This is a genomic window from Pseudomonas sp. GW823-FHT02C05, assembly GCF_058797595.1.
The window spans coordinates 763,507-789,323 of the sequence record NZ_JBXAJU010000003.1 but is presented as its reverse complement, the minus strand read 5'-3'; the positions used below and the strand labels follow the sequence as shown (position 1 = coordinate 789,323).

Below are 25,817 nucleotides of genomic sequence, written 5' to 3'. Positions count from 1 at the left end.
ACGCGTTTTCATGCTCTGGGGTACACCCTGCCCAGGCCGCTTACCGAGGCGCTTGAACGGGCGCGAATAACCATAGCTCAAGTAATGGCTACTTGCCGCGTCAGATGAGCTCAGGCATAAGGAAACGAAATTCGACAAGGAAGTACATCTTGCGCCTCATCTATCGTGTGTTGCTGTTGATTGCCGTGCTGATCGGCATTGTCCTGGCTGTGGTCCTGTACTACGTGGCCAATCCGAAACTCCCCGACTATGTACCCGTTGAACAGGTGCACTACCTGGACCAATGGGATGCCAAGGATCGCCAGACCTACTATTTCACTCCCCAGGGCACCCAGGTCAAAGGCCTGCGCTATGAATGGTTCAGCGCTCTGGAACTGCCGTTCTCCGAGCAGCCCTTTGCCGCTCCCGAGTACCTGGCCCGCTTCGGCTTCCTGGTGGAGCCGGGACAGAAAGCCACAGCGCAGAATCCCGGCAACCTGCCCGTAGGCTTCGCCCGCCATCAGAATCCGGGCAGCGCGGAACAATACCTGGACATCACCTGTGCTGCCTGCCACACCGGCGAGCTGCGTTTCAACCATCAAGCCCTGCGCATTGATGGCGGCTCGGCGCAGCACGTACTGCCGTCCAGCGTACCGACCCTGCGTGGTGGCAGCTTCGGCCAGGCCCTCGTGGCCAGCCTCACCAGCACCTACTACAACCCCTGGAAATTCGAGCGCTTCGCCCGCAAGGTGCTGGGTGCCGACTACGAAGCCAGGCACGAACAGCTGCGCAAGGACTTCAAGGTCTCACTGGATAACTTCCTGCGGGTGGCCTGGAACGATACCCATCGCGGCCTCTATCCAACCGAAGAGGGTCCGGGCCGTACCGACGCCTTTGGCCGCATCGCCAATGCCAGCTTCGGCGACGCCATTTCCCCTGAGAACTATCGGATTGCCAATGCCCCGGTGGACTACCCGCAACTCTGGGATATCTGGACCTTCGACTGGGTCCAGTGGAACGGCTCGGCGCAGCAACCCATGGCGCGCAATATCGGCGAAGCCCTGGGGGTTGGCGCCACCCTGAACCTGTTCGACGCCAACGGCCAACCCCTCACCGGCGAGGCCCGCTACCCTTCCAGCGTACGTGTCCGCGATCTCAACCTGATCGAGGAAACCTTGCAGCGCCTCAAGCCACCGGCCTGGCCGGAAGCCTTGCTGGGCACGATCGACAAGCCGCTGGCCGCCAAGGGCCGCGAGCTGTTCGCCAGCAACTGTGCCGGCTGCCATGTACCCTCGGTCAGCGACAACAACGGCCGCCCCGTACAGCAGTTGAAAATGCTTCCGGTAGCGGTGATTGGCACCGACCCGAATTCGGCGAGCAATATCGCCGACCTGCGCTATGACCTGAGCTCCTTGCAGTGGGATACCGCCGAACTGGCCAGGTCCAACGTCGAGCTGCACCCGACACCCAGCGAACCGCTGGACCTGCGTCAACTCTCGGCTGCCAAGGGCCTGGCCTACATCACGGCCTTTGTCGAAGAGCGCGCCTATCGCGACGCCAAGGTCACCCCCGAGGAGCGCCCGCGGCTGGACGGCTACGGGCTGCCGATCGGCGTACGCGAGTTGCGCGCCTACAAGGCCCGCCCGCTGGCCGGGGTCTGGGCCACACCGCCGTACCTGCACAACGGCTCGGTACCCAACCTCTATCAACTGCTGTCTCCGCAATCGGAGCGCTCGACAACCTTCTCCCGCGGCACCTTCGAGTACGATCCCAAGCACCTGGGCTATCGCCCGGAAGCCTTCAAGAACGGTTTTGAATTCGATACCCGCATCAGCGGCAACCACAACAGCGGCCACGAATTCCGCGCCGGCCAGCGTGGCAATGGCGTTATCGGCCCACTGCTGCAGCCAGAAGAACGCTGGGCCTTGCTGGAATACCTGAAAGTGCTGGGCGGACCATTGGAGTCGCAATTGCCATGAAACTCGATCTCGCCAGAAAACGACCGTCCCTGCTGGCCCGACTGTGGCTGCGCCTCGGCGCCTTGCTGGGCAGGACCCTGTTATTGCTATTGGTCATCGGCCTGCTGGGCTGGGCACTGTCCAGTGCCTGGTTCGCCTGGCACCACCGAGGCCCGGTAGCGGTGCAGGAGCAGGTTCCTGCCGATGAGGCAGCCCGCACCCAGGACATCATCCAGACCGCGGTGCGCATCGTTGACCAGCACCGCGAAGGCACCCGCTACCTGCGCGATGCCCATGCCAAGGCCCACGGTTGCGTGAAGGCGCAGGTCCAGGTCCTCAACGACTTGAGCCTGCCACTGCGCCAGGGAGTATTTGCCACCCCTGGCCAGACCTGGCAGGCCGTTGTACGCCTGTCCAACGGCAACGCCTACCCGCAGTTCGACAGTATTCGCGACGCCCGCGGCATGGCGATCAAGCTACTGGATGTTCCCGGGCAACAACTGATGGCGTCGGAATCACAACGCCGTGAACAGGACTTCGTGATGTTCAATCATCCGAATTTCTTCGTCAGCGACGTAGCCGAATATCAGCAGAACATCGCCGCCCAGGCGGACGGCAAGAAAGTCGGCGCATTCTTCCCCGGGTGGGATCCGCGCACCTGGCAGGTACGGCATCTGTTCATCGCCCTGGCGACCCTGTCACCGGCCCCGGCCAGCCCGACCCAGACCACCTACTACTCGGTCTCGCCCTACAAGTTCGGCAATGCCAACGCCAAATTCCGGGTCATGCCGGACCCCGAGAGTTGCCCGGCCTACAGCCTGCCAGCACAGAACCAGGATCTGCCCAACTTCCTGCGCAGCGCCCTGACCCAGCAACTCTCCACCGACCGGGTTGGCGCCTGTTTCGTACTGCAAGTCCAGCGCCAGGACCCGAACCGTTTCATGCCGATCGAAGACACCAGCATTGAATGGAAAGAAAGTGACGCCCCCTTTGAAACGGTGGCGCGGGTGACCCTTCCCGCCCAGGACTTCGATACCCCGGCGCAGAACCTGGCTTGCGACAACCAGTCCTTCAACCCCTGGTTCGGTCTGGAAGCCCATCGCCCCATCGGCGGCATCAACCGTCTGCGCAAGGCGGTGTATGAAGCCGTCAACGACTACCGGCATAGCCGTAACGCCGAGCAGTAGGCAAAAACGCAAAAAGCGGCCCGAGGGCCGCTTTTTTCATGCGCAGGATTCGAACCGATACAAATCCCAGACAGCAAAAAGCCCGCATTGAGCGGGCTTTGTGTGGCGACCTGGCGTTCAGTGTTCCAGGTTGCCGAATATGGCGCAGCGGACGGGACTCGAACCCGCGACCCCCGGCGTGACAGGCCGGTATTCTAACCGACTGAACTACCGCTGCGCGTAGCGTTGAAAGTAAGTGGTGGGTGATGACGGGATCGAACCGCCGACATTCTGCTTGTAAGGCAGACGCTCTCCCAGCTGAGCTAATCACCCTTTACCTTCGTTGCGGGACGCATTATGCCACAGAAATTCTTAAAGTGTTGATTTAATTAATAATTTTATTAAAAAAACCAAATTTCCATGTACAGCAACACAACCCACGTAACTCTTTACAACAACTGTTACAGCAAAAAGCCCGCGTTAGCGGGCTTTCTGTGGTGACCTGGCGTTCAGTGTTCCAGGTTACCGAATATGGCGCAGCGGACGGGACTCGAACCCGCGACCCCCGGCGTGACAGGCCGGTATTCTAACCGACTGAACTACCGCTGCGCGTAACACTGAATGCGAATGGTGGGTGATGACGGGATCGAACCGCCGACATTCTGCTTGTAAGGCAGACGCTCTCCCAGCTGAGCTAATCACCCTTCACGTTCGGTGTGGCGCGCATTCTACGGAGCAGCCCCCACTCTGGCAAGCACTTTTTATAATAATTTTTTCAGGCCTTCCAAAGGCTTAGCGAAGGGTTGGCCTGAGCAGCAGCGAAGAGAATAATGCCCTCCTTTGTATAAAGGAGAGATTCACCCCATGTGGTTCAAAAACCTGCTGATCTATCGCCTGACCCAAGATCTGCCTTTTGATGCTGAGGCGCTGGAAACTGCACTGGCGACCAAACTGGCGCGCCCCTGTGCAAGCCAGGAGTTGACCACTTACGGTTTCGTCGCCCCTTTCGGCAAAGGTGAAGACGCCCCCCTGGTTCACGTCAGCCAGGACTTCATGCTGGTAGCCGCGCGCAAGGAGGAACGCATCCTGCCTGGCAGCGTGGTGCGCGATGCAGTGAAGGAAAAGGTCGAAGAGATCGAAGCCGAACAGATGCGCAAGGTCTACAAGAAGGAACGCGACCAGATCAAGGATGAAATCATCCAGGCCTTCCTGCCCCGTGCGTTTATCCGTCGCTCCTCGACCTTCGCCGCCATTGCCCCGAAACAGGGCCTGATCCTGGTCAACTCGGCCAGCCCGAAGCGCGCCGAAGACCTGCTCTCCACCCTGCGCGAAGTCCTCGGCACCCTGCCGGTTCGCCCGCTGACCGTGAAGATCGCCCCCACTGCGATCATGACCGACTGGGTCAAGACCCAGAAAGCCGCCGACGACTTCTTCGTACTCGACGAGTGCGAACTACGCGACACCCACGAGGACGGCGGCATCGTGCGTTGCAAGCGCCAGGACCTGACCGGCGAGGAAATCCAGCTGCACCTGAGCACCGGCAAGGTGGTCACCCAACTGTCCCTGGCCTGGCAGGACAAACTGTCCTTCATGCTCGACGACAAAATGGTGGTCAAGCGCCTGAAGTTCGAAGACCTGCTGCAGGATCAGGCGGAACAGGACGGCGGTGATGAAGCCCTCGGCCAGCAGGATGCCAGCTTCACCCTGATGATGCTGACCTTCGGCGACTTCCTGCCGGCGCTGTTCGAAGCCCTGGGCGGCGAGGAGATTCCGCAGGGCATCTGACGCCTTGCCCGGATAACCGCTACGCACTAGACGCCACCGCCTTCGGTGGCGTTTTCACATAATAAGGAACAGGTCATGCGCGCACTGGCTGCACTGAGCCGCTTTGTCGGCAACACCTTCGCTTACTGGGTACTGATCTTCGCCATCCTGGCATTCTTCCAGCCTGGCTGGTTCGTCGGTCTCAAGGGCGCCATCGTGCCGCTGCTGGGCCTGGTGATGTTCGGCATGGGCCTGACCCTGAAACTCGAAGATTTCGCCGAAGTGGCCCGCCACCCATGGCGCGTGGCCCTGGGAGTGGTGGCCCATTTCGTGATCATGCCCGGGGTGGCCTGGGTGCTCTGCCAGGCATTTCACCTGCCGCCGGAAATCGCCGTCGGGGTGATCCTGGTCGGCTGCTGCCCAAGCGGCACCTCTTCCAACGTGATGACCTGGCTGGCCCGCGGCGACCTGGCGCTGTCGGTGGCCATTGCAGCGGTTACCACTCTACTGGCCCCACTGCTGACCCCGGCGCTGATCTGGTTGCTGGCCTCGGCCTGGCTACCGGTCTCGTTCATGGAACTGTTCTGGTCGATCCTGCAAGTGGTGCTGCTACCGATCGTGCTGGGAGTGCTGGCCCAGCGCCTGCTGGGCCAGCGGGTGCAGCACGCGGTGGAAGTACTGCCGCTGGTTTCCGTGGTGAGCATCGTCATCATCGTCACCGCGGTGGTGGCCGCCAGCCAGGCGAAAATCGCCGAGTCGGGCCTGCTGATCATGGCCGTGGTGATGCTGCACAACAGCTTTGGCTACCTGCTGGGCTACTTCACGGGGCGTCTGTTCAAGCTGCCACTGGCGCAGCGAAAATCCCTGGCCCTGGAAGTCGGCATGCAGAACTCCGGCCTGGGCGCGGCCCTGGCCAGCGCTCATTTCTCGCCACTGGCGGCGGTACCCAGCGCCTTGTTCAGCGTCTGGCACAACATTTCCGGGGCCCTGCTCTCGACCTATTTCCGGCGAATGGAAGATCCAGCCGAACAAAAGCTGGAAATACAGCGAGGCCATGACTGAGGAAAAAAATACTCGCCCACGTGAGAGTGGGCAGTATACTGCGCATCGCGAGGACGACCTCGCGACTCATTCGAGCGATCAATTCCGGGGACGACCCCATCAACCGATGAGGTAGGCATGTCCTGGATCATTCTGTTTTTTGCCGGTTTGTTTGAAGTGGGCTGGGCCGTCGGCCTGAAATACACCGATGGCTTCAGCCGCCCGCTGCCCACCGCCCTGACCATCATTGCCATGGCCATCAGCCTCGGCCTGCTGGGCCTGGCGATGAAGGAACTGCCCCTGGGCACGGCCTATGCCATCTGGACCGGAGTCGGCGCCGTCGGCACGGTGATCGCCGGTATCATCCTGTTTGGCGAATCCATGGCTCTGGTGCGCCTGGTCAGCGTGGCGCTGATCATCGCCGGCCTGGTGGGCCTGAAAGTCAGCGCCAGCTGAAAAGCCCAGGCAGAAATGAAAACGCCCGCAAATGTGCGGGCGTTTTCGTATCCGGCAGCTAGCGCCGTGGGCCCCGCAACTGCGCCACCATGGCCTGCAACTGCGCCGGTTCGGCCGCGTCCACCGCCACCGATGGCCCGGCCACCAGGGTCACTCGCGACCAGAAGCGGTGGAAGAAACCCTTGCTCGGATCGCGACTGAAGAAGCTGCCCCACAAGCCTTGCAGAGCCATGGGAATCACCGGCACCGGGGTTTCCTCGAGAATCCGTGTCAGCCCACCCTTGAACTCGTTGATCTGGCCATCGGCAGTCAGCTTGCCCTCGGGAAAAATGCACACCAGTTCGCCATCGCGCAGGTACTGGGCAATGCGCTGGAAGGCTTTTTCATAGATCTGCAGGTCTTCATGCCGACCGGCGATGGGAATGGTTCCGGCGGTACGGAAGATGAAGTTCAACACCGGCAGGTTGTAGATCTTGTAGTACATGACGAAGCGAATCGGCCGACGCACCGCACCGCCAATCAGCAAGGCATCGACGAAAGACACGTGGTTGCACACCAGCAGGGCAGCGCCTTCATCAGGGATCAACTCCAGGTTGCGATGCTCGACGCGGTACATGGAATGGCTGAGCAGCCAGATCATGAAACGCATGCTGAACTCGGGCACCACCTTGAAGATGTAGACGTTGACCGCAATGTTGAGCAGCGACACCACCAGGAACAGGTGGGGAATGGTCAGCTGGACCATGCTCAGCATCACGATAGAGACAATCGCCGACACCACCATGAACAGCGCATTGAGAATGTTGTTGGCGGCTATCACCCGGGCCCGCTCGTTTTCCGGGGTACGGGACTGGATCAGGGCATACAGTGGCACTATATAGAAGCCGCCGAAGATCCCCAGGCCAAGGACATCGAACAGCACCCACCAGGCATGGGCAAAACCCAGCACTTCAATCCAGCCATGGCCCGTGGCGCTTTCCGGGATACCACCGGAATGCCACCACAGCAGCAGGCCGAACACCGTCAGGCCAAAGGAGCCGAACGGTACCAGGCCGATCTCAACTTTGCGCCCCGACAGCTTCTCGCACAGCATCGAGCCTACGGCAATCCCCACCGAGAACACCGTCAGGATCAGGGTTACCACGGTCTCGTCGCCGTGCATCCATTCCTTGGCATAGGCCGGAATCTGGGTCAGGTAGATGGCGCCGACGAACCAGAACCAGGAGTTGCCGACAATCGAGCGCGACACCGCCGGGGTCTGCCCCAGCCCCAGGCGCAAGGTGGCCCAGGACTGGCTGAAGATATTCCAGTTCAGGCGCATCTCCGGGGTCGCCGCGGCAGCCCGGGGAATGGCGCGGCTGGCCAGGTAGCCCAGTACCGCCACACCGATCATGGCGCTGGAGACTATCGGCGCGTAATGCTCCGAGGACATCATGACTCCAGCGCCGATAGTGCCGGCCAGGATCGCCAGGAACGTACCCATTTCCACCAGGCCGTTGCCTCCCACCAATTCCTCTTCACGCAAGGCCTGGGGCAGGATCGAATACTTCACCGGGCCGAACAGCGCCGAGTGGGTGCCCATGGCGAACAGTGCCACCAGCATCAGCGACAGGTGATCGAAGGCGAAGCCCACCGCCCCCACCACCATGATCGCGATCTCCCCCAGTTTGATCAGGCGGATCAGCGAGTCCTTGGCGAACTTCTCGCCAAACTGCCCGGCCAGGGCGGAAAACAGGAAGAACGGCAGGATGAACAGCAAGGCACAGAGGTTGACCCAGATCGACCGGTCACCCTCGATGCTCAGCTTGTAGAGAATGGCCAGGATCAGCGACTGCTTGAAGATGTTGTCGTTGAAGGCACCGAGGGATTGCGTGATGAAAAACGGCAGGAACCGCCGCTTGCGAAGCAAGGTGAACTGCGAAGGGTGACTCATCTTCCATGTCCCTGAGTGGCGTGGATACTGTTATTGGAATGTCGAATATCGATCCAGGCCACAACCTTACCTATCTTTGCCGATTATTTCCGTAACCCCGCAATGCACGGCGAGACAAACAGCTCTCCTCTATAGGCCCCCTGCACCGTGCGCTTGGCCACGATCAGCCACATCACCGCCAGCGCCGCCACCAGTACCGCGCCAAACACACTGAAAAACCCCAGGTGCAAGGTGCTACCCAGTTTAAGGGTGGCCAGCGAATACACGCCCAGAGGAAAGGTAAAGCCCCACCAGCCAAGATTGAAGGGTATGCCTTCGCGCAGGTAACGGCGGGTGATGAGCACGGCCATCAACATCCACCACAGACCGAACCCCCACAGTGTGAGCCCCGCCACCAGGCCCAGGCCGGCGGCAATCTCACCGACGCCGGGCAAGCCATTGGCGGCGAAGATCGCCGGTGCATCGGCGCCCAGCACCAGCATCCCCAAGGCACCGGTGCCGATTGGCCCCAGGGCCAACCAGCTCGACGCCGCCATGCTTTCATGGGGAAGTTTGTGCAGCGCCATGCGCAACAGCAGGATGGTCAGGATGCTGAACGCCACCGGCAGCGAAAAGGCCCACAGCACGTAGCTGGTGCTGAGCATTACCAACTGCCCGTGGGCATCCAGCAGATGAGGCGCAAGCAGGCCGCCACTGGCCGCCGCCACTTCGGCCGCCACCACCGGCAGCAGCCAGACCGCGGTCATCTGGTCGATGCTGTGTTCCTGGCGGGTGAACATCATGTAGGGAATCAGGATCCCGCAGGCCAGGGACATGGCCACATCCAGCCACCACAGCAGTTGCGCCACCTCCACCACACCATCGCCCCAGCGAGGCATGCCGAACACCAGCAAGCCATTGATGATGGTCGCCAGGCCCATGGGGATGGTGCCGAAGAACATCGAGACCGTGGAGTGCCCGAAAATCCGCCGCGCCTCGTCGAAGAACAGCACCCAGCGCGCGGTATACATCGCGGTAAACAACAGGAACAGGGCGATGGTCAGCCACCAGAAACCCTCTGCTACCTGGTGCAAGCCGGGAACCTCGGCCGGCCACTGGGCCAGCGCCAAGGCCAGAACCCCGGTGCCCATGGTGGCGGCGAACCAGTTGGGGGTGAATTGGCGAATGGCTTCGAGGGGATGCGGCAGATGGCTCAATGGCCGGTGGCCGGTTTTAACGCTATTGGGGCATGTCATGGTCGTGTCTCCTGTCCTCCGATGAGGTAGGAAACATGGTAGAACCTAATCGAATATCTATATAACGGGTAATTTCTCTATCTGTTATCTATTTTTCAGATAAACATCTATGCACGGCCCCAGGAGCGATCACCGCAATCGGACCGCGCCCGGCGACACGCCCGTATCTGATTGGCGTACAGCACCTCTCCCCTGCGGCTTCCCAGGCACAATCCCGCAGCCCTTGAAGCCTCGGGCTCAAAGCCCCGACGCCCCACACGCCGTCACCGGGCGCTGGCGCATCAGGGCCAGCAGTGCCCCGAGGGACAAGAGAACCAGTACCGCACCATAGCCGTCGGTAGTAGCGATCAGGCCGAAGCTGCGGGTCAGGTTGCCAGCCAACAACGCCGGCAGACAGAAGGCCAGATAGCTCAGCACATAAAACGCCGACATCAGGCCCGCACGCTCATGAGGCAGGGCCAGTGGCACCACACTGCGCAGCGCACCGAGAAAACCGGCACCAAAGCCGCTGCCCAGTACCAAGGTGCCAAAGAAGAACAACGGCAGGCTGGCGCTATGCACCGCAGCGAGGATCAGCATCACTCCCGTCGCCAGCATCCCGGCGCCCAGGCGCAGCACCCTGTCTGCAGGACGCTGACGCAGGGAAAAGATCATCAGCGCGCCGCTGAGTGTCAGCACCGCCACCAGGCCACCGCCGATCAGGTTCGAGGTGGAGCCGGTCGCCGCACGGACCAGCGAAGGCGCCAGCGACAGATAGAAGCCGCCCACCGCCCACACCGCCACGTCCACCGGCAAGGCCAGCCATAACGCGCGCCGCGCTTGCACCGGCACATGCAGCGTGGGTTTCAGCGACGCCCAGGCACCGGGTTGCGGGCTGACACTTTCCGGCAAGCGCCAGACATACCCGGCCTGGAGCACGAACACTCCGAGCAGCAGCCAGTAGCTCAATTGCAGCGGCCAGGGCGCAAACTCCACCAACAGGCTGGCCCCCATGGCACCACAGGCCATGCCCAATAGAGGCGCAACGCTATTGACCAACGGCCCCTGCTGGCGATCGGTATCCAGCAGGGCCGCCCCCAGCACACTGGTGGCCATGCCGGTGGCAAAGCCTTGCATCACCCGCGCGGCAATCAGCCACTGCACTCCGCTTTCATTGATGAACAGCAACATCGCCAGGATATTGAGCAGCAAGGCGACAAAAATCACCGGTCGCCGCCCCAGGTGATCCGACAGCGACCCTACGGTCAGCAGAGCCGCCAGCAGGCTTATCGCGTAGACCCCGAATATCAGGGTCAGCACCGCCGGGGAAAAGTGCAGGTTTTCCTGATACAGGTGGTACAAGGGGGTCGGTACGCTGGAGGCAGCCAGAAAACTCAACAGGGTAATGGCCAGAAACACCAGACTGCGACGGTTGGACACGCAAGTGTCGATAGCACCGGACATAAGCACGCTCCACTAAAGCTAATATTTTGCTTTTGCGCAGTGTGCTACCCGCCAATGCTTAAAGCAAATTCTTTGTGTTAAGGTGCCGCCCCATGGCTATCAAAGAAGGTCTGCGCCCCGGCGGCCGTAGCGCCCGGGTCCAGGAATCCATTCACACCGCGGTCCGCGAGCTCCTTGAAGAGCAGGATCGCTCGTCCCTCACCGTGCCGCAGATCGCCGCCCGAGCAGGCGTCACTCCGTCGACCATCTACCGGCGCTGGGGCGACCTGTCGGCCCTGCTGGCCGATGTCGCCCTGGAACGAATGCGCCCGGACAGCGAACCGGCCAATACCGGCAACCTGCGCGGCGACCTGCGGGCCTGGGCCGAACAGTATCTGGACGAAATGAGCTCGGAGCCCGGGCGCAACATGATGCGCGATGTGCAATGCAGCGCGACCCCGGGCTATTGCGTGACCATCCTCAGCGGGCAGTTGCAGTGCATCCTCGAGCGCTATCAGGGCCACACGGAACACCTGCCGGACATCGACCGCCTGCTGAACCTGCTGGTAGCACCGACAGTGTTTCGCATCCTGTTCTCCGCCACGCCACTGCCGGTTCAGGAACTCCATGAACTGATCGAGATCGCTCTGCAGCCGTAGCCCTTCCCCGCCTCGGCTCAGCCCTGCGACATCAGGCCGCGCTGATACCTTGGTCGACACTGACGCCAATCCAACATCGTGCCAGACTGTCTGGCCGGGCTGAGGTGCCCGGTGTCTTTGTTCCGGAGTTTCCATGTCGTTGTCCAGCGGGCTGATCGCCGCCGTTGCCCTGGCCTATATGGCCATCATGTTCGCCATCGCCTTCTACGGTGACCGCCGCAGCGCGCCACTTCCGCCGCGGGTGCGGGCCTGGGTATACAGCCTGTCGCTGGCGGTCTACTGCACCAGCTGGACCTTCTTTGGCGCGGTGGGCCAGGCGGCCGAGCAGCTCTGGGCCTTCCTGCCGATCTACCTCGGCCCCATCCTGCTGCTGGTGTTCGCCCCCTGGGTGCTGCAGAAGATGGTGATGATCAGCAAGCAGGAGAACATCACCTCGATCGCCGACTTCATTGCTGCCCGCTATGGCAAATCCCAGTCGCTGGCGGTGGTGGTGGCACTGATCTGCCTGGTGGGGGTACTGCCCTACATCGCCCTGCAGCTCAAGGGCATCGTGCTTGGGGTCAACCTGCTGATCGGTGCCGGTGCAGACGCCATGGGCACCCGCGCCCAGGACACGGCGCTGATCGTGTCGCTGATCCTGGCCCTGTTCACCATCGTCTTCGGGACCCGCAACCTCGATGCCACCGAGCACCACCGCGGCATGGTGCTGGCGATTGCCTTCGAATCCCTGGTCAAGCTGTTTGCCTTTCTCGCCGTCGGCGCCTTCGTCACCTTCGGCCTCTATGACGGCTTCGACGACCTGTTCAACCAGGCCATGCTGGCTCCGCGCCTGGAGCAGTACTGGAAGGAAACCATCAACTGGCCGTCGATGGTGGTGCAGACCGGGGTGGCGATGATGGCGATCATCTGCCTGCCGCGGCAGTTCCACGTCACCGTGGTGGAAAACATCGAACCCCAGGACCTGCGCCTGGCCAAATGGGTGTTCCCGGCGTACCTGGCCCTCGCCGCGCTGTTCGTGGTGCCCATCGCCCTCGCCGGACAGATGCTCCTGCCCAGCAGCGTATTGCCGGACTCCTTCGTCATCAGCCTGCCCCTGGCCCAGGCCCACCCCGCCCTGGCTCTGCTGGCATTCATCGGCGGTGCCTCGGCGGCCACCGGCATGGTGATCGTCGCCAGCGTGGCGCTGTCCACCATGGTCTCCAACGACATGCTGCTGCCCTGGCTGTTGCGCCACAAGAATGCCGAGCGGCCGTTCGAAGTATTCCGCCACTGGATGCTCTCGGTGCGCCGGGTGAGCATCGTGGTCATCCTGTTGCTGGCCTACGTCAGCTATCGCCTGCTGGGCTCCACCGCCAGCCTGGCCACCATCGGCCAGATCGCCTTCGCCGCCGTGACCCAACTGGCACCGGCCATGCTCGGCGCGCTGTACTGGAAACAGGCCAACCGCCGCGGTGTATTCGCCGGCCTGGCTGCCGGCACCTTCATCTGGTTCTACACCCTGATCCTGCCCATCGCCGCCCACAGCCTGGGCTGGTCCCTGAGCAGTTTCCCCGGCCTGGCCTGGCTGCACGGCAATCCGCTGAACCTGCCGATCACCCCGCTGACCCAAGGCGTAGTGCTGTCCCTGGCGGGCAACTTCACCCTGTTCGCCTGGGTTTCGGTGCTCTCGCGCACCCGAGTCTCCGAGCACTGGCAGGCCGGACGCTTCATCGGCCAGGAAATCAGCGGCCGCCTCAGCTCCCGCTCGATGCTGGCGGTACAGATCGACGACCTGCTGAAACTGGCCGCGCGTTTTGTCGGTGAGGAACGTGCGCGCCAGAGCTTCATCCGCTTCGCCTATCGTCAGGGCAAAGGCTTCAACCCGAACCAGAATGCCGACGGCGAGTGGATCGCCCATACCGAGCGTCTGCTGGCCGGTGTGCTCGGCGCCTCTTCCACCCGCGCCGTGGTCAAGGCCGCCATTGAAGGCCGGGAGATGCAGCTCGAAGACGTGGTGCGCATCGCCGACGAAGCCTCCGAGGTGCTGCAGTTCAACCGGGCCCTGCTGCAAGGGGCGATTGAAAACATTACCCAGGGCATCAGCGTGGTCGATCAGTCGCTGAAGCTGGTGGCCTGGAACCGCCGCTATCTGGAGCTGTTCAACTACCCCGATGGGCTGATCAGCGTGGGCCGGCCAATTGCCGACATCATTCGTCACAATGCCGAGCGCGGCCTGTGCGGACCTGGCGAGGCGGAAGTCCATGTGGCCCGGCGCCTGCACTGGATGCGCCAGGGTCGAGCTCATACTTCCGAGCGACTGTTCCCCAATGGCCGGGTCATCGAACTGATCGGCAACCCCATGCCCGGCGGCGGCTTTGTCATGAGCTTCACCGACATCACCCCGTTCCGCGAAGCCGAGCAGGCCCTCACCGAGGCCAATGAAGGGCTGGAACAAAGAGTGGCTGAGCGTACCCACGAACTGTCGCAACTCAACGCAGCACTGACTGAGGCCAAGGGCACGGCGGAAGCGGCCAACCAGTCGAAGACGCGTTTTCTGGCCGCGGTCAGCCACGATCTGATGCAACCGCTGAACGCCGCGCGCCTGTTCTCCGCGGCCCTGTCCCACCAGGACGACGGCCTGTCCGCCGAAGCCCAGCAACTGGTGCAGCATCTGGACAGTTCGTTGCGCTCCGCCGAGGACCTGATCAGCGACCTGCTGGACATCTCGCGCCTGGAAAACGGCAAGATCACCCCTGATCGCAAGCCCTTTGCCCTCAACGAACTGTTCGACACCCTGGGAGCCGAATTCAAGGCCCTGGCCCAGGAACAGGGCTTGCAGTTCCGGGTGCGCGGCAGCGATCTGCGCATCGACAGCGACAGCAAGCTGCTACGTCGGGTGCTGCAGAACTTTCTGACCAATGCCTTCCGTTACGCCAAGGGCCCCGTTTTGCTGGGAGTGCGCCGCCGTGGTGAAACGTTGAGCCTGGAAGTCTGGGACCGGGGGCCGGGTATTCCCCAGGACAAACAGCAGGTGATCTTCGAGGAATTCAAGCGCCTGGACAGCCACCAGACCCGCGCCGAGAAAGGCCTGGGCCTGGGCCTGGCGATTGCCGATGGCCTGTGCCGGGTGCTCGGCCATCCGTTGCAGGTACGTTCCTGGCCCGGCAAAGGCAGCGTATTCAGCGTCAGCGTGCCCCTGGCCCGCAGCAGCGTGGTGGCTCCAGGCAAGGCAGCCGAGCTCAACGGCCAGTCCCTCAATGGCGGGCAAGTGCTCTGCGTCGACAATGAAGACAGCATTCTGATCGGCATGAACAGCCTGCTCACCCGCTGGGGCTGCCAGGTCTGGACCGCCCGCAACCGCGAGGAATGCGCGGCGCTGCTCAAAGAAGGCATCCGCCCGCAACTGGCCCTGGTGGACTACCATCTGGATAACGGTGAGACCGGAACCGAGGTCATGGCCTGGCTGCGCACGCAACTGGGCGAGCCGGTACCGGGGGTCGTGATCAGTGCCGATGGGCGCCCTGAAATGGTCGCCCAGGTCCATGCAGCGGGCCTGGACTATCTGGCCAAGCCGGTGAAACCGGCGGCCTTGCGCGCCCTGCTGAGCCGGCACCTGCCCCTGGGCTGACGGGCCTTTGGCGGATTACTCCGGCAATTCCAGCTCGCGTCCTTCGGCGTCGGTCATGGCCCGCTCCAGCAAGTCCGCCGGCAAGCTCTTGCTGGCCCGGGCGCCAAGCAGCTTGAGCTGCTCGCTACGGCTGACCAGGTTGCCACGCCCTTCAGTCAGCTTGTTACGCGCAGCGGCGTAGGCCTTGTCCAGTTGTTGCAGGCGATTGCCCACTTCATCCAGGTCCTGGATAAACAGCACGAACTTGTCGTACAGCCAGCCGGCGCGCTCAGCGATCTCCCGGGCATTCTGGCTCTGGCGTTCCTGCTTCCACAGGCTGTCGATCACCCGCAAGGTGGCGAGCAACGTGGTTGGGCTGACGATCACGATATGCCGGTCAAAGGCTTCCTGGAACAGATTCGGCTCGGCCTGCAGAGCCGCGGAAAACGCTGCCTCGATGGGCACGAACAACAGCACGAAATCGAGGCTGTGCAAGCCTTCAAGGCGCTTGTAATCCTTGCCGGCCAGACCTTTGACGTGATTACGCAAGGACAGCACGTGCTGTTTCAGGGCCGCCTGGGCGACCTGCGGATCGTCGCTACCGACGTATTGCTGGTAAGCCGTGAGGCTGACCTTGGAATCCACTACCACCTGCTTGTCACCCGGCAACATGATCAGCACGTCAGGCTGGAAGCGCTCGCCATCCGGGCCCTTGAGGCTGACCTGAGTCTGATACTCGCGGCCCTTTTCCAGGCCGGCGTGCTCCAGCACTCGCTCCAGAATCAGCTCGCCCCAGTTGCCCTGAGTCTTCTGGCCCTTGAGGGCACGGGTCAGGTTGGTGGCCTCATCGCTCAGGCGCAGGTTCAGCTGTTGCAGGCGCTCCAGCTCCTTGGCCAGGGAGAAGCGCTCCCGGGCTTCGGCCTGATAGCTTTCCTCGACCCGCTTCTCGAAGGACTGGATGCGCTCCTTGAGCGGGTCCAGCAACTGCCCAAGGCGCTGCTGGCTGGTCTCGGCGAAACGCTGTTCGCGCTCATCGAAGATCTTCCCCGCCAGTTCGGCGAACTGGGCGCGCAACTCATCCCGCGAGCCTTGCAGATCGGTCAGGCGCTGCTGGTGGCTGTCCTGCTGCTCACGAAGCTCGGCATTCAAGGACGCCGCCAGGGCATCCAGCCGGCGCAATTCGTTTTCTTTGGCGGCCCGTTCCAGGTTCCAGGCGTGGGCGGCATCACGGGCGTTATCGCGCTCGATCTGCAGCAATTCGACCTCGCGGCGCAGGGCTGCCAGGTCCGCCTGCTTCAGAGCATTGGCCTGGCTCAGGTCGCTGACTTCATCGCGGCTGGCATCCAACTGTGCTGCCAACCCCTCCTGGGCCAATTGGGCCGTGGCCAGGCGCTCTTCCAGCAGGCTCAGCTCAGTCTGGCTGGAACTGGCCCGACGTTGCAGTTGCCAGGCCAGAACCAGTAGCGGCAGCGCCGCTCCCGCCAGGCCAAGCAGCAAGCTGGTCACGTCCATAGCCATAGCGATTCCTGCCGTAGAAAGAAGAAATGAAGGTTAACCAAGCGTCCGAGTGTTGGACAGCTCAGTCTTCGATCCGGCCCAGCTCCAGTTGCGCACGGCGGTCGCCGGCACGGGCAGCCTGGCGCAACAGGTCATGGCCGATGCGACGATCACGGGCGTTGCCGCATTCGCGGCACATCAACTGGCCCAGGCGACTCTGCGCCGCGACCACGCCTTCCCGGGCCGGCTGCTTGAGCAGGCGTCCAGCAAAATGCTTGACGTTGGGGTTGTGACCAAGGCGCGGGCTGTCCAACAGCCAGAGAGCAACGCGCAGGGAAAACCGCTTGGGTTCGGTAACACTGGCAGGGGTCGCGGTAACAGAAGGTGATACGGAGCGAAACTTCATAAAGCACTGTGGGGCAGATCGGAAGGCGCGCCACTCTACTCCTTTTTTCGCCCGGGTAAAGCCTAAAAGAGCCAGCACGCCCGTCCTAGAGCAAGCGCTTGGGACAATCCACAGAAGCTGTGGATAACTCAGTGGACAACCCCTCCACAACCCTCCCAAAGCCCCATGAGACGGGCCTTGCAGTCAAACTGACGATTTTTTCACCAGTAAAAAAAAGCGATGTTTATCATTGACTTAAATTCTCGAGACAGGCTAAGGGGCGGGCGTTGGGGAAGGTGACAACGGGGTGACACGCTGCGCAACAAGTGTGCACAACCTTGCGCAGATTAACGCCGGTAACGCACTGTTTTCGTACACGCCACAACAGCAACGGTTACACAGCTGATGCTTGAGCCTCTGGCCTCTTCTGAAAGTTTTTTCCTAGCACACTTGCATTATGTCGTTCAACCCAATAGAATCCTCGCCGTTAGTACCAAGCTGAAAGTCAATTCTGGTCGAACAAGTCCCATCGACAGCGTCTCCAACCGAGCACAACGTCGAACACCAAGGACCGACCACCTCGATGGTTTCCAGGTAAAGCTCACCCTATCGCCCTTGATACGAATTCAACGGCAGTGCTCGAGCCATTTACTCTGACCGAACCAACCTGCAAATTGATCAGGATCTCCACCCTGGGCCCCGAACCTTTGCCCTTGCTGTGTTGCCTGCCCTCCTAAGTACCTACCTGCCAGCCCTAGCGCAACCAATCAACGCGCTGCAACTGGCTGCTTTGTTCCAGTCAGGTTCTTCGTTTGACCAATGCTGGTCGACGTTTACTGGAACGTTTTAACGTTGCACGGCTCTTAACCGTGTCATTTGTAGGAACACCTAATAATTATGTCTACTCAAATCCAGACTCAGGATGCCATTCGCACCCTAACCCACGCCTTTGCACCGTTGAACTGCCTGATCATGGCCGCTCGCAAAGGTTGCTTCAGCTTCACCCTGGTCAACGAACATGGGATCGCCCGTCACAGCGAACGCCTGTATCCCGACCAGTATTCCAGCGCCGAACCGCTGCAGGCAGTGATCGAACGTGCGCGCCAAGCCCTGGTTGCCTGATACGCCGAACTGCTGAAAACCCTGAAAAGCCTCGCCTGATCGCGGGGCTTTTTATTGCCTGCAATTCGCCCATTTACCCTACAGAGAAAAGTACCAATCGATATAAGGCTTATAACAAGAGGACGGAAATATTTTAAAAACAGTCCTTTACAGCACAGATATGACACTACACTTCAACTCAAGCGGCCTGAACCGCTTCCGGCAAACCTGATCCTTTTTTGCTGCCAAGCGCCCTTCAGGTTTCGCCGGCCATTTCACGCTTCGAGGGCTTTATGGGTATCGCCGCCAGCGAGTTGTGCCGCTATGTGATCCGCCCGACGCTGATGTACCTGGGCAGCCATAGCAAAACCGCTGAAGTCCTGCTGCTGGGCATTGCCGCCAGCCAATCGGCGCTGGGCTCAGCCCTGCACGATCGTCGTGGCCACGGCCTCTACCGCATCACCGAATTGCGCCATCAAGCCCTCTGGGACCAGTACCTGGCACTGGATCCGGAACGGGCCAGCCTGGTTCGCGGGCTCGCCAGCCAGCATGCGTTCCTCAGCGGGCCGCACCTGGAACTGACCGTCAACCTGCGTTACGCCACCGCCATTGCCTGGTTGCTGGTGGAAGAACAACACACGCCGCTCCCCGCTGCCGACGACCTGCTCGGCATGGCCCGCATCTGGAGGAAGACCTTTCAACCACAAGGACGTTTAAGAGATTTCGCCTGCGCCTGGCAGACCTGCATTGCACCGTTAAACCAGGTCGCCTGCTGACAACGACTTTTGCAAAATCGGAGAAAGAAGCCGATTTTGGTCGGATTGTCCTACAAAACCGCTCTAAATCAACTGTTGCAGCCTATAGCGCCGAGATCGAAATGTTGGTAATTTTCGCCTCGGTGATCACCAGGAGTTCTAATAATGAAAAAAGTAATGCTCAAATCCACCATAAGTCTCGCGGTTGCACTTGCCTCTACCCAACTTTTCGCCAGCGGTTTTGCTCTTAACGAACAAAGCATCAGCGGCATGGGTACCGGCTTCGCGGGTCGTTCCTCTTCTGCCGAAGATGCCAGCACCGTTTACGGTAACCCTGCCGGCATGTCCCTGCTGCAACGTGACCAGGTAACTGTCGGCGTTGCGGCAATTGATGCCAAGACCAACCTGAAAAACGTCAAGGGCGGCCCACCCGGCGGCACCAGCGACGGCGACATGGTTCCGTTCACCAGCGTTCCTATGGGGTTCTTCGTCAAACAACTGGGCAACGGCTGGGCATTGGGTCTGGGCGCCTATGCACCCTTCGGCCTGGTTACCAACTATGAGTCCACTTCTGCCAGCCGCTATTACGGCGACAAGAGCGTAGTCAAGGTCGTCACCCTGCAACCGACCGTCAGCTATGCCTTCAATGACATGGTGTCGATCGGCTTCGGCCCGACCATCAACCGCCTGAGCGGTGAACTGACTTCCGCGACTCCGTTTCCAAACCCTGCGCTCTTCGGCCGCAATGATGGCAGCGTGAAGATCAAGGGTGACGATACCGCCATCGGCTACAACGTCGGCATCATCGTCCAGCCTACCGACACTACTCGCCTGGGCCTGACCTACCACTCGAAGGTCAAGTACAAGCTGGAAGGCCACACCAACATCGCCGGCCCGGGCTTCGGTCCGTTCAATGGCGGCCGTTATGACGCCTCGCTGGACATCACCACTCCGGAAGTCGTCGACTTCTCTGTCACCCAGAAACTGGATGACCAGTGGACCGTCTACGCAGGTAGCACCTGGACTCGCTGGAGCCGCCTGAAAGACATCACCGTGAACAACGAAGGTGTTCCTGCCCTGCTTGGCGGTTCCAGGGGCCCGATCGGCACCATCACCGAGCCACAGAACTGGCACGACACCTGGGCCTCGGCTGTTGGTGTTTCCTACAAGGTCAACAAAGAGTGGGTTCTGCGCAGCGGCCTCTCGGTTGACCAGGCGCCAACCAACAACACCGACCGTTCTGTACGTATTCCTACCGGTGACCGTAAGGCCATCAGCTTCGGTGCCGGCTACAGCCCGACTGAAGACCTGACTCTGGACCTGGCGGTTTCCTACCTGAAGGAAGAGGACGTCAACGTCAACAGAACCGGCAAAGGCAATGCCTACAGCGCTACTTACCAAAACAGCGCATGGGGCTACGGCCTGGGCGCCACCTACAAGTTCTAACGAGCTCTAGGCCGCGCAGTTTCAAACCAATAAAAAACCCGCAGATGCGGGTTTTTTATTGGCTAATGAATAGGCTTTCTCAGGATTTCGACGCCAATGCCTTCTCCACCGCTTCGATGAATTCCGGATTGTCCGGCTTGGTCAGGCTGGAAAAGTTGGCAATCACATTGCCCTGGCGATCCACCACGTATTTATAGAAATTCCACTTCGGCGCGCTACTCTGCTGCGCCAGCACCTTGAACAGGTGCACCGCATCCGCCCCCCGAACCTTCTGTGGCTCGGTCATGGTGAAGGTCACGCCGTAATTGACGTAGCAGACCTTGGCAGTCTTCGCGCCATCCTTGGCCTCTTGCTTGAAGTCATTGGAGGGCACGCCCACCACTTCCAGCCCTTGATCCTTGTAACGCTGGTACAGCGCCTCAAGGCCTTTGAATTGCGGAGCAAACCCGCAGAAGCTCGCCGTATTGACCACCACCAGCGGCTTGCCGGCAAAGCGCTGGCACAAGTCGATGGATTCCTTGGCGTGCAATTTGGGCAAGGAACCCTGCAACAGGGGCGGACAGTCCGCCGCCCATGCCGAGCCGGCCAAGGTCGCGAGTAAAGCTGGAACCGCAAACCAGCGCATAGCCATGTCCAGAATCCTTGTCAAAGTGTCGGGCTACGACGTTACTCGCCCCCTCGCTCCCCTAGCAAGCGCCCATGCCCAGCTGCATCAGCGCCAGGCCGCCCCGGTGCCAGCCCCACCAGGCCAGCAGCAACAATAGAATGCCGAGGCCCAGGCCGGCACCGCGCAGCAGCCAGCGGTTCATGCCGCGCTGGCCTGCAAACGCGCCACCGGCCGCTCGCGCACCGGCCAGTTCAGTGCCGCAGCCAACAGACTAAGGAGAATCGCCACCTGCCAGATCAAGTCGTAGCTCCCGGTACGGTCATACACCACGCCCCCCAGCCAACCACCAAGGAAAGACCCCAATTGGTGGAACAGGAACACAATGCCGCCGAGCATGGACAGGTTGCGCACGCCAAACAAGGTGGCCACGGTGCCGTTGGTCAAAGGCACGGTGGACAGCCAGAGAAAGCCCATGGCCATGCCGAACAGATAGGCGCTGGTCTGAGTCACCGGCAACCACAGGAACAGCCCGATCACCACCGCCCGTAGCAGATACAGGCCCGTCAGCAGGCGCGGCTTGGACATCCGCCCACCCAGCCAGCCGGCGGTATAGGTACCAAATATATTGAACAGGCCAATCAGGGCCAGCACCGTGGTGCCCACGGTCGCCGGTAAGTGCTGGTCCACCAGATACGCCGGCAGGTGCACGCCGATGAACACCACCTGGAAGCCACAGACGAAAAAGCCGAATGCCAACAGCCAGAACCCTGAATGGGAACAGGCTTCACGCAAGGCCTCCATGAGGCTCTGCTCATGCCCCAGCGCCGGCAGCGGTTTGTCCTTGAGCATGCTCACCAATGGCACGATCAAGGCCACCAGCAAGCCCAGCACCAGCAGCGCCGTAGACCAGCCCAGCCAGCCGATCAGCCCCAGGGTTCCGGGGAGCATGGCAAATTGGCCGAAGGAACCTGCCGCACTGGCAATCCCCATGCCCATGCTGCGTTTTTCCGGCGGCAAGGCGCGGCCGACAACACCGAGAATTACCGAGAAGGACGTACCCGACAGACCTATGCCGATCAGCAGCCCGGCACTCAGGGACAGGGTCAGGGCCGAATCCGACAGCCCCATGAACACCAGCCCGACCGCGTACAGCACGCCACCCACCAGCACCACTTTCGCCGCACCAAAACGATCGGCCAAGGCTCCGGTAAAAGGCTGGGCCAGCCCCCAGATCAGGTTCTGCAGGGCAATGGCGAAGGCGAAGACTTCGCGCCCCCAGCCAAACTGCGCGCTCATGGGCGGCAGGAACAGGCCGAAGCCATGCCTGATCCCCAGCGACAAGGCCAGGATCAATGCGCTGCCGAGAAGCACCCAGCCGCTGGTACGCCACATCGATGACATTTTTATTCTCCAGTTACGGGTATATACCCGCTTATAGTCGAACGAAAGGCGCTCAAGACAGTTCGTTCAGCAAGGCCAACAAGGTTTCACGCTTTTCCACACCCAGGCGATCGATCAACCGCTGCTGAGCCGCTTCCCACGCAGGCAAGGCCGCCACCAGCCGCTCATGCCCGGCCTCGGTCAACAGCACCAGCCGGTTTCGCTGATCGTCGCCTTCCTGCAGGCACACCAGCCCTGCAGCTTCCAAGACCCGCACATTGCGCCCGAGCGTGCTGCGATCCAGCCCCATGGCTTCCGCCAGGCTGGAAATGCTTGGCTGATCAAGGCGCAACAGGTTGTTCAGCAGAGAATACTGGGCAACGTTGATCCCGAAGCCATCAAGGGCGCCGTCGTAGTACCTGCTGACGCCACGGGCGGCGCGACGCAGGTTGGTGCACAAACACTGAGAGGGAAGCATGATGCGTGTATATACCCGTGATTATTCCAAGGCAAGATTTTTCATGAAAATCGTCAATCCCGTGCTCCACTCAAAACAGCGCCACCCCGAGCAATACGGCAGTTTCCAACAGTTCAAGCACAGCCCCGGCAGTGTCTCCAGTGGTACCACCCAGGCGCCGCATCATCACTTGCCGCAGCCAGAAGAACAGCACAGTGGCCAGCAGCACTGCCCATAACCCGCTGTAGCCCCCCAGCAGCAAACAGGCCAGTACGCTCAAGCCCAGCACTTGCCGCCCGGCCACACGTGGCAGGTGGTCAGCCAGCGCCTGCCCCAGCCCACCGGCACGCACATAAGGCGTGCAGAGAAACAGGCCCAGCAATGCCCCGCGGCCGATCAGCGGCGCCAGCAACAATGCAAAGCCCTGCTGCTGTTCGATCAGCGCCACCAGGGCGGTGAACTTGAGCAGCAGCACCAGCACCAGGGTCACCACGGCGATCGGACCACTACGGGGGTCCTTCATGATGCTCAGGGTCCGCTCTCGATCGCCAAAGCCTCCCAGCCAGGCATCGGCACTGTCCGCCAGGCCATCCAGGTGCAGACCACCGCTGAGCAGAACCCAGGCGGTCAACAGCAAGGCCGCATGCAGCAACAGGGGAACACCGCCCAGCATGGCATTCAGCACCCACAACAGCACGCCGAACAGCAGCCCCACCAACGGATAGAACAACAGCGAGCGGCCCAGCTCTTCAGGCCGAGGCATGCCCGGCAGGCGGACCGGCAGACTGCTGAGAAACTGCAAGGCAATCCAGAACGGCAACATCTCAGCCCTCCTCGCTCATCCGGCCTTCGCTGGCGACCTGCAGACGAAACAGCGCGCCATGACCCACTTCAACGTTCAACAACTGCTGGCGCGGCAGCCCTCGAGCCCGGGCCAGCAGCAGGCGCATGACCCCGCCATGGCTGACCAGCAGCACACGCTGCCCGGCGCAGGCCTGGTACAAGCGCTCTATCGCCCCCAGCACCCGCAGGGAGAACAGCTCTACCGGCTCGCCCCCAGGCGGGGTGAATGCATAGGGATCGGCCCAGAAACGCCCCAGGTCATCGGCGTCGGTTTCCATCAGCGCCGCCGCGCTCTGCCCTTCCCAGGCGCCAAAGTGCAGTTCCTGAAGGTCGGGCTCAAGGCTCAGCGGCAACTGCAACTGCCCCGCCAGCTCTTGGGCAAAACGCGCACAGCGCTGCAATGGCGAACTCAGTACCCGGTCCCAGGGGCCCCGCCCCTGGACGGCTTCGCGCATCTGTTGCCAGCCCGTTGCAGTCAACGCATCGTCCAGGCTGCCGCGCAGGCCACCACCCAGCTCGGTTTCACCGTGGCGCAACAGGTCCAGGTACAAGGTCATGCCGGACGATCCGCCACCGCTGCCTCGGCGAAAGTCGCCATCTGCCCATGCAGGTCACAGGCCAGCCGCAGCAACGGCACTGCCAGGGCGGCGCCGCTGCCTTCACCCAGGCGCAGGCCCAGGTCCAGCAAGGGTTCGGCTTGCAGGGTCTGCAGCACATGCCGGTGCCCGGGCTCGGCGCCCTGGTGGGCGAACAGCAACCAGGGCGCGCAGGCCGGATTCAGACGCACCGCCACCAACGCGGCGACGCTGCAGATGAAACCGTCCACCAGCACCGCAATGCCCTCCTGGGCACACGCCAGGTAAGCCCCCACCAGCGCCGCCACTTCAAAGCCACCCAGGTTGAACAGGGTCTGCAAGGCATCGCCGCGAGAGGCATCGTGCAGCGCCAGGGCACGCTCGATAACCTGCGCCTTGTGATTGACCCCCTCGGCATTCAGGCCGGTGCCCGGCCCGGCCAGTTGTGCCACTGGAATCCCCAGCAGGGCACAGGCAATGGCACTGGCTGCGGTGGTATTGCCGATGCCCATTTCACCGCCGATAAACAGCTGGGCGCCGTCGGCATGAGCCCGCAGCGCGCTGTCGCGGCCGGCTTGCAGGGCCTGCTCGCCCTGTGCACGGGTCATCGCCGGCCCCTGGACAAAATTCTGCGTGCCGGCCCCCAGGTTCAGGTGGCGCACCCCCGGCAGGTTCAAGCCTGGCGTCACTGTGCCCAGATCCACCACCTCCAGTTGCGCCTGCAGTTGCCGGGCCAGCACGCTGATGGCCGCTCCGCCGCTGACGAAGTTCAACAACATCTGCCCGGTGACTTCCTGCGGGTAGGCGGAAACGCCCTCGGCCACCACCCCATGGTCACCGGCGAAGATGGCGATCCATAGCCGCTCGATGCCGGGCTTGAGCCGTCCTTGCAGGCCCGCCAGGCGTACCGCCAGTGGCTCCAGGCGCCCGAGAGAGCCGGCCGGCTTGGTCAGTTGCTGCTGACGCGCCAGGGCCTGCTCGACCATCTGGGTGTCGATTGCCTTGCACGGTTCCAGCCACCAGGAGTTATTCATAACGCAGTTCCTTTCAAAGTCAGGGGCAGGCCGGCGACCGTCAGCACCACTCGCTGACAACGCTCGGCCAGGGCTTGATGCAGCCAACCGGCTTCATCCACATAGCGGCGAGTCAATTCGCCCAGCGGCACGACACCCATTCCGGTTTCGTTGCTGACAAAAATGATCTCCCCCGGCAAGCTCGCCACACACTGCAACAAGGCCTCGCGTTCGGCGGCCAGGCGCTCGGGGTCCTCGAGCATCAGCAGGTTGGTCAGCCACAGGGTCAGGCAATCCACCAGCAGGCAGCGCCCTTCGCCGGCAGATTCCTGCAGCACCCGGGCCAGCTCCAGCGGCTCCTCGATCAAGCCCCAATGGGCCGGACGCCGCTCGCGATGATGGGCAATGCGTTGATTCATTTCGCCATCGAGGGGCTGGCTGGTGGCGATGTAGGTCACCGCCAGGGCGCTGTCACCGGCGAGCTTTTCAGCGAGGCGGCTCTTGCCGGACCGGGCACCGCCGAGGATCAGTTGCAACATGCTTGGGCACCTCTGATAGG

At 61.8% G+C, this 25,817-nt stretch carries 23 protein-coding genes and 4 tRNA genes; 10 read left to right on the top strand and 17 right to left on the bottom strand.

Annotated elements, in window-relative coordinates; genetic code table 11:
- The first annotated feature begins 149 nt into the window (after positions 1-149).
- Positions 150-1,958 (top strand): di-heme-cytochrome C peroxidase, encoded by a 1,809-nt coding sequence (locus tag AC1RGE_RS20060; protein WP_041774409.1) that lies wholly within the window; start codon positions 150-152, stop codon positions 1,956-1,958.
- Positions 1,955-3,124 (top strand): catalase family protein, encoded by a 1,170-nt coding sequence (locus tag AC1RGE_RS20055; protein WP_492584882.1) that lies wholly within the window; start codon positions 1,955-1,957, stop codon positions 3,122-3,124. Before AC1RGE_RS20060 ends, AC1RGE_RS20055 begins: the two co-directional genes overlap by 4 nt.
- Positions 3,125-3,264: 140 nt before the next feature.
- Here AC1RGE_RS20055 and AC1RGE_RS20050 read toward each other — a convergent pair.
- The 4 genes from AC1RGE_RS20050 to AC1RGE_RS20035 all read right to left on the bottom strand — a co-directional run bounded on the left by AC1RGE_RS20050 (position 3,265) and on the right by AC1RGE_RS20035 (position 3,807).
- Positions 3,265-3,341 (bottom strand) — tRNA-Asp (locus tag AC1RGE_RS20050).
- A gap of 19 nt (positions 3,342-3,360) precedes the next feature.
- Positions 3,361-3,436: transfer RNA gene (locus tag AC1RGE_RS20045), tRNA-Val, on the bottom strand.
- Between the two features lie 199 nt (positions 3,437-3,635).
- A tRNA-Asp gene (locus tag AC1RGE_RS20040) sits at positions 3,636-3,712 on the bottom strand.
- Between the two features lie 19 nt (positions 3,713-3,731).
- A tRNA-Val gene (locus tag AC1RGE_RS20035) sits at positions 3,732-3,807 on the bottom strand.
- Positions 3,808-3,967: 160 nt separating this feature from the next.
- On the opposite strand from AC1RGE_RS20035, the gene rdgC reads away from it, so the two are divergent.
- From rdgC to sugE, 3 genes are all read left to right on the top strand, one after another.
- On the top strand, positions 3,968-4,888 hold the full coding sequence (rdgC, locus tag AC1RGE_RS20030; RefSeq protein WP_011062670.1) for a recombination-associated protein RdgC: 921 nt from the start codon (positions 3,968-3,970) through the stop codon (positions 4,886-4,888).
- A 75-nt stretch (positions 4,889-4,963) separates the two neighbouring features.
- Positions 4,964-5,929, top strand: a complete 966-nt coding sequence (locus tag AC1RGE_RS20025) for a bile acid:sodium symporter family protein (RefSeq protein ID WP_011062671.1) — start codon at positions 4,964-4,966, stop codon at positions 5,927-5,929.
- Positions 5,930-6,046: 117 nt separating this feature from the next.
- Entirely contained in the window at positions 6,047-6,364 is a 318-nt protein-coding gene (sugE, locus tag AC1RGE_RS20020; protein WP_011062672.1) for a quaternary ammonium compound efflux SMR transporter SugE, read from the top strand.
- Positions 6,365-6,422: 58 nt separating this feature from the next.
- On the opposite strand, the gene AC1RGE_RS20015 is transcribed toward sugE, so the two are convergent.
- The 3 genes from AC1RGE_RS20015 to AC1RGE_RS20005 form a co-directional block, all read right to left on the bottom strand.
- Positions 6,423-8,297, bottom strand: a complete 1,875-nt coding sequence (locus AC1RGE_RS20015; RefSeq protein WP_011062673.1) for an MFS transporter — start codon at positions 8,295-8,297, stop codon at positions 6,423-6,425.
- An 83-nt stretch (positions 8,298-8,380) separates the two neighbouring features.
- The gene (locus AC1RGE_RS20010) at positions 8,381-9,532 is read right to left on the bottom strand and encodes a TDT family transporter (RefSeq protein ID WP_492584880.1); all 1,152 of its coding nucleotides are present in this window, start codon (positions 9,530-9,532) and stop codon (positions 8,381-8,383) included.
- A gap of 237 nt (positions 9,533-9,769) precedes the next feature.
- Entirely contained in the window at positions 9,770-10,975 is a 1,206-nt protein-coding gene (locus AC1RGE_RS20005) for an MFS transporter (RefSeq protein WP_011062675.1), read from the bottom strand.
- A 92-nt stretch (positions 10,976-11,067) separates the two neighbouring features.
- Here AC1RGE_RS20005 and AC1RGE_RS20000 point away from each other — a divergent pair, with 92 nt between their 5' ends.
- Positions 11,068-11,613, top strand: coding sequence for a TetR/AcrR family transcriptional regulator (locus tag AC1RGE_RS20000; protein ID WP_019094578.1), 546 nt, complete (start codon positions 11,068-11,070; stop codon positions 11,611-11,613).
- 133 nt (positions 11,614-11,746) lie between these two features.
- Positions 11,747-15,220 (top strand): hybrid sensor histidine kinase/response regulator, encoded by a 3,474-nt coding sequence (locus tag AC1RGE_RS19995; RefSeq protein WP_053153245.1) that lies wholly within the window; start codon positions 11,747-11,749, stop codon positions 15,218-15,220.
- A 15-nt stretch (positions 15,221-15,235) separates the two neighbouring features.
- On the opposite strand, the gene AC1RGE_RS19990 is transcribed toward AC1RGE_RS19995, so the two are convergent.
- Both AC1RGE_RS19990 and AC1RGE_RS19985 read right to left on the bottom strand, forming a co-directional pair.
- On the bottom strand, positions 15,236-16,603 hold the full coding sequence (locus AC1RGE_RS19990) for a DNA recombination protein RmuC (RefSeq protein ID WP_162865008.1): 1,368 nt from the start codon (positions 16,601-16,603) through the stop codon (positions 15,236-15,238).
- Between the two features lie 175 nt (positions 16,604-16,778).
- Positions 16,779-17,102, bottom strand: coding sequence for an SEL1-like repeat protein (locus tag AC1RGE_RS19985; protein WP_011062679.1), 324 nt, complete (start codon positions 17,100-17,102; stop codon positions 16,779-16,781).
- Positions 17,103-17,978: 876 nt separating this feature from the next.
- Between AC1RGE_RS19985 and AC1RGE_RS19980 the strand changes: the two genes are divergently transcribed.
- The 3 genes from AC1RGE_RS19980 to AC1RGE_RS19970 all read left to right on the top strand — a co-directional run bounded on the left by AC1RGE_RS19980 (position 17,979) and on the right by AC1RGE_RS19970 (position 20,383).
- The gene (locus AC1RGE_RS19980) at positions 17,979-18,203 is read left to right on the top strand and encodes a hypothetical protein (RefSeq protein ID WP_011062680.1); all 225 of its coding nucleotides are present in this window, start codon (positions 17,979-17,981) and stop codon (positions 18,201-18,203) included.
- Between the two features lie 272 nt (positions 18,204-18,475).
- On the top strand, positions 18,476-18,958 hold the full coding sequence (locus AC1RGE_RS19975) for a hypothetical protein (protein ID WP_015636627.1): 483 nt from the start codon (positions 18,476-18,478) through the stop codon (positions 18,956-18,958).
- A gap of 144 nt (positions 18,959-19,102) precedes the next feature.
- The gene (locus tag AC1RGE_RS19970) at positions 19,103-20,383 is read left to right on the top strand and encodes an OmpP1/FadL family transporter (protein WP_011062682.1); all 1,281 of its coding nucleotides are present in this window, start codon (positions 19,103-19,105) and stop codon (positions 20,381-20,383) included.
- 79 nt (positions 20,384-20,462) lie between these two features.
- Here the strand turns inward: AC1RGE_RS19970 and AC1RGE_RS19965 are convergent, their stop codons facing one another.
- From AC1RGE_RS19965 to cobU, 8 genes are all read right to left on the bottom strand, one after another.
- Positions 20,463-21,014, bottom strand: coding sequence for a glutathione peroxidase (locus AC1RGE_RS19965; RefSeq protein ID WP_053153249.1), 552 nt, complete (start codon positions 21,012-21,014; stop codon positions 20,463-20,465).
- Positions 21,015-21,069: 55 nt separating this feature from the next.
- Complete coding sequence (locus AC1RGE_RS19960; RefSeq protein ID WP_015636629.1) at positions 21,070-21,192, bottom strand: hypothetical protein; 123 nt, start codon at positions 21,190-21,192, stop codon at positions 21,070-21,072.
- Positions 21,189-22,391 (bottom strand): MFS transporter, encoded by a 1,203-nt coding sequence (locus AC1RGE_RS19955; protein ID WP_047337533.1) that lies wholly within the window; start codon positions 22,389-22,391, stop codon positions 21,189-21,191. The genes AC1RGE_RS19960 and AC1RGE_RS19955 overlap by 4 nt, the downstream gene beginning before the upstream one ends.
- Positions 22,392-22,443: 52 nt before the next feature.
- Positions 22,444-22,848 (bottom strand): MarR family winged helix-turn-helix transcriptional regulator, encoded by a 405-nt coding sequence (locus AC1RGE_RS19950; protein ID WP_011062685.1) that lies wholly within the window; start codon positions 22,846-22,848, stop codon positions 22,444-22,446.
- Between the two features lie 70 nt (positions 22,849-22,918).
- On the bottom strand, positions 22,919-23,650 hold the full coding sequence (locus tag AC1RGE_RS19945; protein WP_011062686.1) for an adenosylcobinamide-GDP ribazoletransferase: 732 nt from the start codon (positions 23,648-23,650) through the stop codon (positions 22,919-22,921).
- Position 23,651: 1 nt separating this feature from the next.
- Positions 23,652-24,227, bottom strand: a complete 576-nt coding sequence (gene cobC / locus AC1RGE_RS19940; protein ID WP_072450682.1) for an alpha-ribazole phosphatase family protein — start codon at positions 24,225-24,227, stop codon at positions 23,652-23,654.
- The gene (cobT, locus tag AC1RGE_RS19935) at positions 24,224-25,279 is read right to left on the bottom strand and encodes a nicotinate-nucleotide--dimethylbenzimidazole phosphoribosyltransferase (protein ID WP_011062688.1); all 1,056 of its coding nucleotides are present in this window, start codon (positions 25,277-25,279) and stop codon (positions 24,224-24,226) included. The genes cobC and cobT overlap by 4 nt, the downstream gene beginning before the upstream one ends.
- Complete coding sequence (gene cobU / locus AC1RGE_RS19930) at positions 25,276-25,797, bottom strand: bifunctional adenosylcobinamide kinase/adenosylcobinamide-phosphate guanylyltransferase (protein WP_011062689.1); 522 nt, start codon at positions 25,795-25,797, stop codon at positions 25,276-25,278. The genes cobT and cobU overlap by 4 nt, the downstream gene beginning before the upstream one ends.
- Positions 25,798-25,817: the final 20 nt, after the last annotated feature.

Bases quoted from the DNA above. Each gene is read 5' to 3' on its own strand.
- AC1RGE_RS20055 (WP_492584882.1), top strand. From the start codon at position 1,955: ATGAAACTCGATCTCGCCAGAAAACGACCGTCCCTGCTGGCCCGACTG.
- rdgC (WP_011062670.1), top strand. From the start codon at position 3,968: ATGTGGTTCAAAAACCTGCTGATCTATCGCCTGACCCAAGATCTGCCT.
- AC1RGE_RS20025 (WP_011062671.1), top strand. From the start codon at position 4,964: ATGCGCGCACTGGCTGCACTGAGCCGCTTTGTCGGCAACACCTTCGCT.
- sugE (WP_011062672.1), top strand. From the start codon at position 6,047: ATGTCCTGGATCATTCTGTTTTTTGCCGGTTTGTTTGAAGTGGGCTGG.
- AC1RGE_RS20015 (WP_011062673.1), bottom strand. From the start codon at position 8,297: ATGAGTCACCCTTCGCAGTTCACCTTGCTTCGCAAGCGGCGGTTCCTG.
- AC1RGE_RS20010 (WP_492584880.1), bottom strand. From the start codon at position 9,532: ATGACATGCCCCAATAGCGTTAAAACCGGCCACCGGCCATTGAGCCAT.
- AC1RGE_RS20005 (WP_011062675.1), bottom strand. From the start codon at position 10,975: ATGTCCGGTGCTATCGACACTTGCGTGTCCAACCGTCGCAGTCTGGTG.
- AC1RGE_RS20000 (WP_019094578.1), top strand. From the start codon at position 11,068: ATGGCTATCAAAGAAGGTCTGCGCCCCGGCGGCCGTAGCGCCCGGGTC.
- AC1RGE_RS19995 (WP_053153245.1), top strand. From the start codon at position 11,747: ATGTCGTTGTCCAGCGGGCTGATCGCCGCCGTTGCCCTGGCCTATATG.
- AC1RGE_RS19985 (WP_011062679.1), bottom strand. From the start codon at position 17,102: ATGAAGTTTCGCTCCGTATCACCTTCTGTTACCGCGACCCCTGCCAGT.
- AC1RGE_RS19980 (WP_011062680.1), top strand. From the start codon at position 17,979: ATGTCTACTCAAATCCAGACTCAGGATGCCATTCGCACCCTAACCCAC.
- AC1RGE_RS19975 (WP_015636627.1), top strand. From the start codon at position 18,476: ATGGGTATCGCCGCCAGCGAGTTGTGCCGCTATGTGATCCGCCCGACG.
- AC1RGE_RS19970 (WP_011062682.1), top strand. From the start codon at position 19,103: ATGAAAAAAGTAATGCTCAAATCCACCATAAGTCTCGCGGTTGCACTT.
- AC1RGE_RS19965 (WP_053153249.1), bottom strand. From the start codon at position 21,014: ATGGCTATGCGCTGGTTTGCGGTTCCAGCTTTACTCGCGACCTTGGCC.
- AC1RGE_RS19960 (WP_015636629.1), bottom strand. From the start codon at position 21,192: ATGAACCGCTGGCTGCTGCGCGGTGCCGGCCTGGGCCTCGGCATTCTA.
- AC1RGE_RS19955 (WP_047337533.1), bottom strand. From the start codon at position 22,391: ATGTCATCGATGTGGCGTACCAGCGGCTGGGTGCTTCTCGGCAGCGCA.
- AC1RGE_RS19950 (WP_011062685.1), bottom strand. From the start codon at position 22,848: ATGCTTCCCTCTCAGTGTTTGTGCACCAACCTGCGTCGCGCCGCCCGT.
- AC1RGE_RS19945 (WP_011062686.1), bottom strand. From the start codon at position 23,650: ATGTTGCCGTTCTGGATTGCCTTGCAGTTTCTCAGCAGTCTGCCGGTC.
- cobC (WP_072450682.1), bottom strand. From the start codon at position 24,227: ATGACCTTGTACCTGGACCTGTTGCGCCACGGTGAAACCGAGCTGGGT.
- cobT (WP_011062688.1), bottom strand. From the start codon at position 25,279: ATGAATAACTCCTGGTGGCTGGAACCGTGCAAGGCAATCGACACCCAG.
- cobU (WP_011062689.1), bottom strand. From the start codon at position 25,797: ATGTTGCAACTGATCCTCGGCGGTGCCCGGTCCGGCAAGAGCCGCCTC.